Source organism: Micrococcus sp. KRD012, assembly GCF_017168555.1.
GTDB classification, from domain to species: domain Bacteria; phylum Actinomycetota; class Actinomycetes; order Actinomycetales; family Micrococcaceae; genus Micrococcus; species Micrococcus luteus.
In genome coordinates this window covers 214,902-226,641 of sequence record NZ_JABFBB010000003.1, presented here as the reverse complement: position 1 = coordinate 226,641, position 11,740 = coordinate 214,902, and the positions used below count along the sequence as shown (strand labels likewise).

At 75.4% G+C, this 11,740-nt stretch carries 8 protein-coding genes and 3 tRNA genes; 9 read left to right on the top strand and 2 right to left on the bottom strand.

Annotated features, from left to right (window positions below; translation table 11 throughout):
- From gltX to J1M37_RS01445, 8 genes are all read left to right on the top strand, one after another.
- The coding region (gene gltX, locus J1M37_RS01480) for a glutamate--tRNA ligase (RefSeq protein WP_241250738.1) at positions 1–1,521 on the top strand (1,521 nt) is incomplete at its 5' end.
- Entirely contained in the window at positions 1,518–2,315 is a 798-nt protein-coding gene (locus J1M37_RS01475; protein WP_134376911.1) for an HAD family hydrolase, read from the top strand. The genes gltX and J1M37_RS01475, both read left to right, overlap by 4 nt.
- Positions 2,316–2,434: 119 nt before the next feature.
- Positions 2,435–2,506 (top strand) — tRNA-Gln (locus tag J1M37_RS01470).
- A 55-nt stretch (positions 2,507–2,561) separates the two neighbouring features.
- Positions 2,562–2,634, top strand: a tRNA-Glu gene (locus J1M37_RS01465).
- 128 nt (positions 2,635–2,762) lie between these two features.
- Positions 2,763–2,835 (top strand) — tRNA-Glu (locus J1M37_RS01460).
- A gap of 105 nt (positions 2,836–2,940) precedes the next feature.
- Positions 2,941–4,749 (top strand): dynamin family protein, encoded by a 1,809-nt coding sequence (locus tag J1M37_RS01455; RefSeq protein WP_134376909.1) that lies wholly within the window; start codon positions 2,941–2,943, stop codon positions 4,747–4,749.
- On the top strand, positions 4,746–6,500 hold the full coding sequence (locus tag J1M37_RS01450; protein ID WP_144825306.1) for a GTPase: 1,755 nt from the start codon (positions 4,746–4,748) through the stop codon (positions 6,498–6,500). The genes J1M37_RS01455 and J1M37_RS01450 overlap by 4 nt, the downstream gene beginning before the upstream one ends.
- Positions 6,497–7,645, top strand: a complete 1,149-nt coding sequence (locus tag J1M37_RS01445; protein WP_206451994.1) for a thiamine-phosphate kinase — start codon at positions 6,497–6,499, stop codon at positions 7,643–7,645. Before J1M37_RS01450 ends, J1M37_RS01445 begins: the two co-directional genes overlap by 4 nt.
- A gap of 27 nt (positions 7,646–7,672) precedes the next feature.
- Here J1M37_RS01445 and J1M37_RS01440 read toward each other — a convergent pair whose 3' ends face one another.
- Positions 7,673–9,139, bottom strand: a complete 1,467-nt coding sequence (locus J1M37_RS01440) for a nucleotide sugar dehydrogenase (protein ID WP_206451993.1) — start codon at positions 9,137–9,139, stop codon at positions 7,673–7,675.
- Positions 9,140–9,278: 139 nt separating this feature from the next.
- Positions 9,279–10,055: an IclR family transcriptional regulator gene (locus J1M37_RS01435; RefSeq protein WP_002856418.1), complete on the bottom strand. Its 777-nt coding sequence runs from the start codon at positions 10,053–10,055 to the stop codon at positions 9,279–9,281.
- Positions 10,056–10,284: 229 nt separating this feature from the next.
- Between J1M37_RS01435 and leuC the strand changes: the two genes are divergently transcribed.
- Positions 10,285–11,739 (top strand): 3-isopropylmalate dehydratase large subunit, encoded by a 1,455-nt coding sequence (leuC, locus tag J1M37_RS01430; protein WP_206451992.1) that lies wholly within the window; start codon positions 10,285–10,287, stop codon positions 11,737–11,739.
- The last annotated feature ends 1 nt before the right edge of the window (position 11,740 follow it).

Here is an 11,740-nt window from a genome sequence, read left to right as displayed (position 1 = left end):
CCCCAGGTGGACGCCGAGACCCCCGTGCGCGTGCGCTTCGCCCCCTCGCCCACCGGCACCCCCCACGTGGGGCTGATCCGCACCGTCCTGTTCAACTGGGGCTGGGCGCGGCACACCGGCGGCACCCTCGTGTTCCGCATCGAGGACACGGACGCCAAGCGCGACTCGGAGGAGTCCTACCAGCAGCTGCTCGAGGCGATGCGCTGGCTCGGGATCGACTGGGACGAGGGCGTCGAGGTCGGCGGCCCGCACGAGCCGTACCGTCAGTCCCAGCGCGGGCAGATCTACGCGGACGTGATCGAGAAGCTCAAGGCCGGCGGATACATCTACCCGTCCTACTCGAGCCCCGAGGAGACCGAGGCCCGTCACCGGGCCGCCGGCCGCGACCCCAAGCTCGGCTACGACGGCCACGACCGCGACCTCACGGACGAGCAGATCGCCGCCTTCGAGGCCGAGGGCCGCGCGCCGGTCTGGCGGCTGCGCATGCCGGACGAGGACATCACCTTCACCGACCTGGTGCGCGGGGAGATCACCTTCAAGGCCGGCTCCGTGCCGGACTTCGTGGTGGTGCGCGCGGACGGCTCGCCGCTGTACACCCTCGTGAACCCGGTGGACGACGCGCTCATGGGCATCACCCACGTGCTGCGCGGTGAGGACCTGCTCTCCTCGACTCCGCGCCAGATCGCGCTCTACCGCGCCCTGCACGCGATCGGCGTCGCCCGGTACATGCCGGTGTTCGGCCACCTGCCCTACGTGATGGGCGAGGGCAACAAGAAGCTGTCCAAGCGCGACCCGCAGGCCAACCTGTTCCTGCACCGGGACAACGGCTTCATCCCGGAGGGCCTGCTGAACTACCTCGGCCTGCTGGGCTGGTCCCTCTCCGCGGACGAGGACATCTTCACCCCGCAGCAGTTCGTGGAGCACTTCGACGTGCACAAGGTGCTGGCCAACCCCGCCCGCTTCGACGAGAAGAAGGCGATCGCGATCAACGGCACGCACGTGCGCATGCTCGACGTGGCCGACTTCCGCGACCGTCTCGTGCCCTACCTGCACGCGGCCGGCCTCGTGGGCGAGCACCTCACGGAGCGGGAGATGCAGATCCTCACCGCCGCGGCCCCGCTCGTGCAGGAGCGCGTGCAGCTGCTCGGCGAGGCCGTCGAGATGCTCGCCTTCCTCTTCACGGCGGACCGGGACGTCCGGACGGCCGAGGGCGCCCTCAAGGGCATGCCGGCGGACCTGGGGGCCGCCGTCGCCGCGGCCCGGGAGGCGCTGGCCGCCCTGCCCGAGGACGAGTTCACCACCGAGCGCATCGAGGCGGCGCTGCGGGCCGCCCTCATCGACGGCCTGGGCCTCAAGCCGCGCCAGGCGTTCGGCCCGGTGCGCGTCGCGGTGACCGGCCGCAAGGTGTCCCCGCCGCTCTTCGAGTCGCTCGAGATCCTGGGCCGGGACTCCGCGCTCGCCCGCCTGGACCGCTTCGCCGCGGAGCAGGGCCTGGACCAGGACCAGCCCGCCGACGCATGAGCCGGGGCGCCAGCACGACGCCGGCCGGCGGGTCCGCGGGCGCGCCCGCGCCGCCGGCCTGGGACGCCGTCCTCTTCGACCTGGACGACACGCTGCTGGATCTGCGCTCCGCCCAGCACGCCGCGTTCGACGCGACGGTGCGCCGGCAGTGGGCCGGGGCCGCCGACGTCGACCCGGCGGTGCTGGCCGAGGCCACCGAGGCCTTCGCGTCCGACGTCGGCGGCCACTACGGGCGCTACGTGGCCGGGGAGCTGACGTTCGAGGAGCAGCGGCTGGCCCGCGTGGCCGACGCCCTGCGCACGCTCGGCGTGCCCGAGGACGCGGCGACCCCGCTCGACGGCCTGTGGACCACCGACTACGAAGAGGTCGTGCGCGGGCACTGGGCGCTGTTCCCCGCGACCGCCGACGTGCTCGCCGAGGTGCGGGGAACAGGCCGTGGCGTGGGGATCGTCACGAACAACGTGGAGGCCTACCAGCGCGGCAAGGCCGACGCCCTCGGTCTGGAGTGGGTCGAGGTGCTGATCGGCTCGGACACGGCCGGGGCCCCGAAGCCGGACCCGGCCCCCTTCCTGGCCGGCTGCTCCCGCCTGGGCACGGACCCGGGACGCACCCTCATGGTGGGGGACAGCCTGCGTCACGACGTCGAGGGGGCCCGGTCGGCGGGGCTCGTCCCGGTGTGGATGAGCCCCGACGCCCCCGCCCACGGCGGGGCGGAGGAGCCGCTCTGGGACGAGGAGCACGCATGCTGGCGGATGCGGGCGATCGGCGGGCTGCGGACCTGGCTGGCGGCCTGACCCGCCGATTTTGCACGCGCCGCCCGGAGGGTGTAGAGTTCTTACTCGTTGCCGGAGAGATCCGGGAACACCGAGCTCATGAATATGATGCACATCGGTCAGGCATGCTTGACCGACAGTGGGGTATGGTGTAATTGGCAACACAACGGTTTCTGGTACCGTCATTCTAGGTTCGAGTCCTGGTACCCCAGCGAGTCTTCGGACTCAGTGAACGCGCACGGGCGGAGAAGCTCGGACGTGGCGCACGGCCCCATCGTATAGCGGCCTAGTACGCCGCCCTCTCACGGCGGTAACGCGGGTTCAAATCCCGCTGGGGTCACGCAGTCGCCGCCCGGTCCTCGGACCGGGACGGCACGGGCGGATGACGCATCCGCCGCCTGAACAGGAGATGCAGGCGCAGCAGAAGGTCTCCACGGCATCGCGTCCGCACACGCGGACAGCGCGCTCGGCCCCATCGTATAGCGGCCTAGTACGCCGCCCTCTCACGGCGGTAACGCGGGTTCAAATCCCGCTGGGGTCACCCGAGTGACAGGAAGCCCGGTCCGCACGGACCGGGCTTCCGTCGTCTCCATCCGCCGGGCCGGCGGGATGGGCGGCCGGCGCGCGCCGTGAGACGATGGCCCACGTGCCACACACGGATCAGAACGCCCCAGACCTCGGTGTCGACACGGCCGTCCGCCGCGTGCGCGAGCACCTCGCCGCGCTCGAACTGCCCTTCGAGACCGTCACCGCGGGGCAGGACCGCGCCGAGCGAGAGCGCACCCTGCACCAGATCGACGACTACGTGCTGCCCCGCCTCGACTCGCTCGACGCGCCGCTGCTGGCCGTCGTGGGCGGCTCCACCGGTGCGGGCAAGTCCACGCTGGTGAACGCGCTCGTCGGCCACGAGGTCTCCCGCTCCTCCGCCCTGCGGCCCACCACGCGCCAGCCGCTGCTGCTGCACAACCCCGCCGACGCCCACTGGTTCACGGGCCCGCGGGTGCTGCCCGACCTCGCCCGCGTCAGCGTGCACCGCGACGCGGCCGCCGGCCCCGTCGAACCCGACCAGTCCGCGATGGACACGGTCGCGCTCGTGGCCGAGCCCGCACTGCCCTCGGGCATCGCCCTCGTGGACGCCCCGGACATCGACTCCGTGGCGGACCAGAACCGCGCGCTGGCCCGGCAGCTCCTCGAGGCCGCCGACCTGTGGATCTTCACGACGACGGCGCACCGCTACGCCGACGCCGTGCCCTGGCAGCTGCTGGACGAGGCCGCCGCCCGCGACATCACCGTGGCCGTCGTGCTCGGCCGCGTGCCCGAGGGCGCGGCGGAGGACATCACCCCGGACCTGCGGCGCATGCTCACCGAGCGCGGCCTCGCCGACGCCCGGATCCACGTGATCCCCGAGACCCGCTTCGACGAGCGCGGCCTGCTCCCGCAGGAGCACGTCGCAGGCCTGCGCGTCTGGCTCGAGACCCTCGCCGCCGACGCCCAGGCGCGCGGCGCCGTCGCCCGCCGGACCGTGGACGGCGTGCTGGGCCAGCTGGCCGCCCGCGTCGCCGACCTGGCCCGCGCCGAGGAGGAGCAGCGGCACGCCGCGGACCTGCTCGCCCGGATCGTGGGGGACTCCACGGACCAGGCCGTCGGCCGGGTCCGCGAGGCCACCTCGGACGGCACGCTGCTGCGCGGCGAGGTGCTCTCCCGCTGGCAGGACTTCGTCGGCACGGGGGAGTTCTTCCGCGGCGTCGAGACCACGATCGGCCGGCTGCGGGACCGCCTCGGCGCCCTCGTGCGCGGACGCCCGGCCCCGCCCGAAGAGGTCGAGACCGCGCTCGAGACCGGCCTGCACGCCGTGATGGTCGAGGCGGCCGCCGCGGCCGCCGAGCAGATCGAGCGGCGCTGGGCGTCCGAGCCGGCGGGCCGGGCCCTCGTGGCCGGGCGCGACCTGGGTGCCCTGACGCCGGATGCGTCGGCGCGGGCGGCCGACGTCGTGCGGGACTGGCAGTCGGACGTGCTGGCGCTGATCCAGGAGGAGGGTGCGGGCAAGCGCACGCGCGCCCGCCTGGCGGCCACCGGCGTGAACGGTGCGGCCGTGGCCCTCATGATCATCTCGTTCGCCTCCACCGGCGGACTCGCGGGCATCGAGGTCGGCATCGCCGGCGGCGCCGCCGTCGTCGGTCAGAAGCTGCTCGAGTCGATCTTCGGCGAGGACGCCGTGCGCCGCATGGCCCGGCGTGCCGATGAGCTGCTCGAGCGCCGCGTGCGGGCCTTCCTCGAGACCGTGCTCGCGGACCGCTTCCTGCCGCTGCTCCACCTCGAGCGCGAGCCGCAGGCCACCGAGGAGCTGCGCGCCCTCGTGCCGGTGCTGCGCCGCGGGGTGGCCGCCGGCGTCGACGGCCCGACCGGGCCCGAGGACGCCCCGTCCGCCGCCGAGGCGGGGGAGGAGCCCCGATGAGCCGCCGCGACACCCCCGCCCTGGCCCCCCGCCTGGACGCTCTCGGCGAGGCCGCCGAGCTGGCCGCGGGCCGCCTGCCCGAGGACGTCGTGGCCGGGGCCGACGCCGTCGTGCGCGCGGCCGGGGAGCGCCAGGCGCTCTCCGCGGAGCACACCGTGGTCGGGTTCTTCGGGGCGACGGGCTCCGGCAAGTCCTCCCTGTTCAACGCGCTCACCGGCCGCGACCTGGCCCGCGTGGCCGCCACCCGGCCCACCACGTCCGAGCCGCTCGCCGCGGTCTGGGGCGTGGGCCGGGGACAGGGGCTGGACCCGGAGCACGGCGACGGCACCGGCGAGGGCGGCGGTGCGGCCGCGCTGCTCGACTGGCTCGGCGTGCGCCGCCGCCACCTGCTGGACGAGGCGCCCGTGCTCGACGACGGCCGCCCCGGCTTCCTCGGCTTCGGCCGCCGTGACGGCGCCGACGCCACCGGCCTGATCCTGCTGGACCTGCCGGACATCGACTCGGTCGAGCGGGGCAACCGCGAGATCACCTCCCGGCTGGCCGGCCACGTGGACGTGCTGGTGTGGGTCGTGGACCCGGAGAAGTACGCGGACGCCGTGCTGCACCGCGAGTTCCTGGCGACCATGGGCTCGCACGCGGCCGTGACCCTCGTGCTGCTCAACCAGGTGGACCGGCTCTCGGTGCGTGACCGGGACGTCGTGCTGGCCTCGCTGCGCCGGATGCTCTCGGGGCACGGCCTCGGCGACGTCCGGGTGCTGCCCGTGTCCGCGCGCACGGGGGAGGGCCTGGAGGAGGTCGGCCGGCAGGTCGCGGCGATCGTCGCCCAGCGCGGCGCGGCCGCCGAACGCCTGGGCGCGGACGTCGCGGCCCGTGCCGCGGACCTCGCCGCCGCCTCGGGCGAGGGCGAGCCGGCCGGTGTCGGCCCCGGGGACGAGCAGCGGCTCGGGCGCGAGCTGGCCGTGGCCGGCGGCGTGCCGGCCGTCGTCCGGGCGGTCGAGGGCTCGTACCGGCTGCGCTCGGCCAAGCGCACCAGCTGGCCCGTGCTGCGCTGGATGCACTCCTTCCGCGCGGACCCCCTGCGGCGCCTGCACCTGATGCCCGAGAGCGCCGCGCCTCGCCGCGACCGGGACGAGGTCGCCCGCGACCCCGCGCTGCACCGCACCTCCCTGCCCGAGCGCTCGGGCACCCAGCGGGCCGTCGTCGACGGCGCGGTCCGCACGCTGGCCGCCGCGGCCGGCGCGGGGGCCTCCGAGCCGTGGGCCGCCGCCATCCGCCACGCGGGCCGGGAGCACGCCGAGGAGCTCCCCGGCGCCGTGGACCAGGCGATCGCCGCCACCGACCTCGGGGCCGGTCGGGGCAGCTGGTGGCACCCCGTGCTCGACGTGCTGCAGTGGCTCGCCCTCCTCACCGCCGTCGTCGGCGCCGGCTGGCTGGGCGTCCTCGCCCTGGCCGGGTACCTGCAGTTCCCCCTGCCGCCCGCGCCCACGGTCGAGGGCTTCCCCCTCCCGACCCTGCTGCTCGTCGGCGGCCTCGCGCTCGGCGTGCTGCTGGCCCTGCTGGCGATCCCCCTGACCCGGTGGACCGCCGCGGCGCGGGGACGCCGCGCGCGCCGCCGCCTCGAGGAGGCGACCACCGACGTCGGCCGGCGGCTCGTCGTCGACCCGGTGCGCGCCGAGGTGGACCGCTTCCACGCCTTCCGCGACGCCCTCGCCCGGGCCTCCGGCATCCCGGTCCGGCGGGGCCGCCGATGACGGTGCGCGACCCCGCGGCCGCGGCGGGGGCGACCGTCGGCGACCTCACGGAGGCCGAGCTGCTGGAGGTCGTCCTGACCGGGCTCGCCCCCGCCGTCCGGGACGGCCACTGGCCCGCCGGCACCGTCGCCCCGGGCGACGACGCCGCCCTCGTGCCGGCGCCCCGCGGCGGGACGCTCATCTCCACGGACGCGATGGGGGAGGGCACGGACTTCCTGCCCCGCTGGCCCGCCGGCCCCCGCACCCGCGGCCACGACGCCGGCTGGAAGGCCGTCGCCCAGAACCTCTCGGACATCAACGCGATGGGCGGGACCGCCTCCGCGCTCGTCACCGCCCTCACCCTGCCGCCGACGACGCCGGTCGCCTGGGTGCGGTCGTTCGCCGCGGGCATCGTGGGCGCGGTGCGTCACCTGGGCGCGCCGGACTGCCGGGTGGCCGGGGGCGACCTGGGCACCGGCGGACGGGTCCACGCCGCGGTGACGGTGCTCGGGGACCCGCACCCCGGCGGCGTGCTGTGCCGCACGCCGGCCGCGGCGGACCGGGACCGCGTGCTCGCCGAGGGCGCCGACCTCGTCCATGCCCAGGCGGTGCCGGGAGGTCCCCGGGCCGCCGCGCCCCCGGGGCCGGGGTGGGCCGCCGCCGGGCTCGCCCTGCTGCTCACCGACCGCGCGGAGCTGGAGCGACGGGCGGACGCCCTCCCCGCCGCCGACCGGCCGTCACCGCGGGAGCTCGCCCGCGCCGTCCGCGCCCAGCTGCGACCCCGCCCGCCGCTGGCCCTCGGGCCCGCCGCGGTGACGGCCGGCCTGCTCACCCTCATGGACGTCTCCGACGGCCTGGGCAAGGACGCGCACCGCATGGCGGCCGCCACCGGCGGGGCCGGCCCCGCGCCGGCACCGTGGCTGGACGAGGCCTGGCTGGCGGAGGCCGCCGCACCCCTGCGCCGCGTGGCCGCCCTGGCCGGGACCAGCCCGGAGGCGCTCGTGACCGGCGGGGGCGAGGACTACGGCCTCCTGGGGCTGACGTGGCCCGAGACCGAGCTGCCCCGGGGGTTCACGCGGATCGGCCGGCTCGTGCCGGCCGGGGCCCGGCCGCCGGCCGGGCACCGGCCCCTGTCCGAGTCCGGCTGGGACCCGTTCGCCGGCTGAACGCCCGGGCCGGGGTCCGCGGGCGGGTCAGGCCGCGCGGAGGAGTCGCTCCGGGTCGAAGCGGTGGCCGAGGCCGATGACGTCCCACCCGTGCTCGCGCCACGCGGCGACGTCCAGGACGTTGCGCCCGTCGATCAGCAGGCGGGAGGCCACGCGTGCGCCCACGGCGTCCGGATCCATCTCGCGGAACTGGCGCCACTCGGTCAGCAGCAGGGTCAGCTCGGCGCCGTCCACGGCCGCCTCGAGAGAGTCCACGTAGTCGAGCCGCGGGAAGCGGGCGGCCGCGTTGGCGTTGCCCTCGGGGTCGTACACCCGGACGTCGGCGCCGGCCGTGTAGAGACGGTTGGCGACGTCGAGGGCGGGGGAGTCCCGGACGTCGTCGGAGTCCGGCTTGAACGTGACGCCCAGCACGGCGATCCGCGTGCCGTTGAGCACCTGCACGCTCGCGGGGGTGGGGGCGGGCCCGGAGGCCTCGGCCCGGCGGATCCGGCCGTCGCGAGCCGCGGAGAGCACCTGCACCGCCAGGTCCACCACGCGGTCACGGCGGCGCAGGTTGATGTCGTCCACCTCCGCCAGGAACCGCATGGTCCGGTCCAGGCCCAGCTCGGAGACGCGGGCCTGGAGCGCGCGGATGTCCTTGGGCAGGCAGCCGCCCCCGAAGCCCACGCCCGCGTTGAGGAACCGGCGTCCGATCCGCGCGTCGTGGCCGATCGCGTCCGCGAGGGTGCCGATGTCCCCGCCCACGTTCTCGGTGATCTCCGAGAACGCGTTGATGAACGAGATCTTCGTGGCCAGGAAGGCGTTGGCGGCCACCTTCACCAGCTCGGCCGTCTCGAGGTCCGTGCTGATCCACGGGGTGTCGGCCGCGAGCTGCCGCGCGTAGACGCGGCGCAGGATGCCATCGGCGCGGGGCCCGTGCGTGCCGATGACGAGGCGGTCCGGGGTGAGCGTGTCCTTGACCGCGAAGCCCTCCCGCAGGAACTCGGGGTTCCAGGCGAGCTCGACCTCGCCCGTCAGCCCGGCCTCCGCGCGCACGGTGCGCACGAGCTCGGCCAGGCGGCGCGCGGTGCCCACGGGCACGGTCGACTTGCCGACGATCAGCGCGTCGCGGTCGATCGCCGCGGCGAGGGAGGCGACGGCGGCGTCCACGTAGCTCAGGTCCGCCGCGGTCTCGCCCACCTTCTGCGGGGTGCCGACGCCGATGAAGTGGACGTCCGCCCAGCGGGCCGCCTCCGCGACGTCGGTGGTGAAGCGCAGCCGCCCGGAGGCGACGTGGGTGCGCAGCAGCTCGGGCAGGCCGGGTTCGTGGAAGGGCACCTCGCCGCGGGCCAGGCGCTCGATCTTGGCCGGGTCCACGTCGACGCCGAGGACCTCGAAGCCCAGCTCGGCCATGCAGGCGGCGTGTGTGGCGCCCAGATAGCCCGTGCCGATCACGGACAGCCGCGGCGCGGCCTCCTGCTCGGCGGGGGCGGCGGGCGCGGTCGTCTCGGTCACGGCGGACTCCTCGGTGGTGCGGCTCCTCGGTGGTGCGGGGGGCGGCGGTCGGGGACCTGGCTGATGCTAGGCCCCGCGGGTGAACGCGGGAAGAACGGGGTGTCTCCTCGGCGCGTCCCGTCGGTGGCGCGGGCGGGCCTCAGGCCTCGCCGGCGCGGATGAGCTCGGTGAGCCGCGTCGCGGCGGAGACGACGGCGTCCGCGTGCAGCCGGCCCGGCTGGCGGGAGAGCCGTTCGAGGGGGCCGGAGATCGAGACCGCCGCGATGACGCGGCCGCTGGGACCGCGCACCGGCGCCGACACCGAGGCGACCCCGGGCTCGCGCTCGGCCAGGGACTGGGCCCAGCCGCGCCGCCGCACCGCCGCGAGGACGGTGGGTGTGAACACGGCGCCGGCCAGCCCCTCGACGAGCCGCTCGTGGTCTTCCCAGGCCAGGAGCACCTGCGCGGCGGAGCCGGCCTTCATGGACATGCGGGCGCCCACGGGGATGGTGTCGCGCAGGCCCCAGGGCCGCTCCGCGCTGGCCACGCACACGCGGGAGTCCGCCTGCCGACGGAACACCTGGGCGCTCTCTCCCGTGGCGTCGCGCAGCCACAGCAGCACCGGGCCGGAGGCCGTGGTGAGCCGGTCCTCGCCGGCGGCGGAGGCGAGCTCGGCCAGGCGGGTGCCCAGCACGTAGCGGCCCTGCAGGTCCTTGCCCACCATGCGGTGGTGCGTGAGGGCGGCCGCGAGCCGGTGCAGCGTGGGCCGCGCGATCCCGGTGGCGGTGACGAGCTGGGCGAGCGTGGCCGGGCCGGACTCGAGCGCGTCGAGGATCGCCACCGACTTGTCCACCACGCCGACGCCGCTGGGATGCCGGTGGAGCGAGGGGCCGATGAGGTCGTCCTCGGTGGGCGGGCGCACGGGCTCGGTGGTCATGGGGTGATCGTAGTCGTCTCACTGCTCGGACGGACCGGGGGTGTCGGTGTGCGTCGCATGTGACCGGGCCGGCCGGCGCCAGGTCCGGCATGTGAGACGAAATCTCACGATATGGAATATCGCGCCGCGTGGTCGAGAACAGCCCCGCCGCGCCCCACAGTGGTCCGTGAGCACCGGCGCCCCGCGCCGGGCGACGACCGACAGGTGCGTGAGCAGGAAGGTGCGGCACATGACGACGGCGACGACGCGGCCCAGGACGCTGGCCGAGAAGGTCTGGGACGAGCACGTGGTGGTGCGCGGCGAGGGCGAGGGCGCCTCCCGCACCCCCGACCTGCTCTACATCGACCTGCACCTCGTGCATGAGGTGACGAGCCCGCAGGCCTTCGAGGGGCTGCGTCTGGCCGGGCGTCCGGTGCGTCGGCCCGACCTGACCATCGCCACGGAGGACCACAACACCCCGACGCTGGACATCGACCAGCCGATCGCGGATCCCACCTCGCGCACCCAGATCGAGACCCTGCGGGCCAACTGTGCCGAGTTCGGTGTGCGCCTGCACCCGTTGGGCGACGCCGAGCAGGGCATCGTCCACGTCGTCGGCCCCCAGCTGGGCCTGACCCAGCCCGGCCTCACCGTGGTCTGCGGCGACTCCCACACCTCCACCCACGGCGCGTTTGGCGCCCTGGCGTTCGGCATCGGCACCTCCGAGGTCGAGCACGTCCTGGCCACCCAGACCCTGCCGCTGAAGCCCTTCAAGACCATGGCGGTCACCGTGGACGGCACGCTGCGCCCGGGTGTGACGGCCAAGGACATCATCCTCGCGGTCATCGCGAAGATCGGCACGGGCGGGGGCCAGGGCTTCGTGCTCGAGTACCGCGGTGAGGCCATCCGGAACCTCTCCATGGAGGGCCGGATGACCATCTGCAACATGTCCATCGAGGCCGGCGCCCGCGCCGGCATGGTCGCCCCGGACGAGACCACCTTCGCCTACCTGAAGGGCCGTCCCCATGCCCCCGAGGGCGACGACTGGGATGCCGCCGTCGAGCACTGGCGCACCCTCGCCACGGACGAGGGTGCCGAGTTCGACGCCGAGGTGGTCATCGACGCGGACACGCTGGAGCCGTTCGTCACGTGGGGCACCAACCCGGGTCAGGGCGTGAGCCTGAACGACACCGTCCCCGCGCCCGAGGACTTCACCGACCCGGTGGCCCAGGAGGCGGCCCGCAAGGCGCTGTCCTACATGGACCTGGCCCCCGGCACGCCGATGAAGCAGGTCGAGGTCGACACCGTCTTCATGGGCTCGTGCACCAACTCCCGCATCGAGGACCTGCGGGCGTTCGCCGAGGTCGTCCGGGGCCGGCGCAAGGCCGAGGGGCTGCGCGTCATGGTCGTGCCGGGCTCGGCGCGCGTGCGTCTGCAGGCCATGGACGAGGGCCTGGACAGGGTGTTCGAGGACTTCGGGGCCGAGTGGCGGTTCGCCGGCTGCTCCATGTGCCTGGGCATGAACCCGGACCAGCTCGCCCCGGGGGAGCGCTGCGCGTCCACCTCCAACCGCAACTTCGAGGGCCGGCAGGGCAAGGGCGGACGCACCCACCTGGTGTCCCCGGTGGTCGCCGCGGCCACCGCCGTGCTGGGCCGCCTCGCCAGCCCGTCCGACCTGCCCGCCCTCACCCTCCAGGAGGCCTGAG

Coding starts and splice junctions, on each gene's coding strand:
- J1M37_RS01475 (WP_134376911.1), top strand. CDS start 1,518: ATGAGCCGGGGCGCCAGCACGACGCCGGCCGGCGGGTCCGCGGGCGCG.
- J1M37_RS01435 (WP_002856418.1), bottom strand. CDS start 10,055: ATGACCACCGAGCCCGTGCGCCCGCCCACCGAGGACGACCTCATCGGC.
- J1M37_RS01445 (WP_206451994.1), top strand. CDS start 6,497: ATGACGGTGCGCGACCCCGCGGCCGCGGCGGGGGCGACCGTCGGCGAC.
- J1M37_RS01450 (WP_144825306.1), top strand. CDS start 4,746: ATGAGCCGCCGCGACACCCCCGCCCTGGCCCCCCGCCTGGACGCTCTC.
- leuC (WP_206451992.1), top strand. CDS start 10,285: ATGACGACGGCGACGACGCGGCCCAGGACGCTGGCCGAGAAGGTCTGG.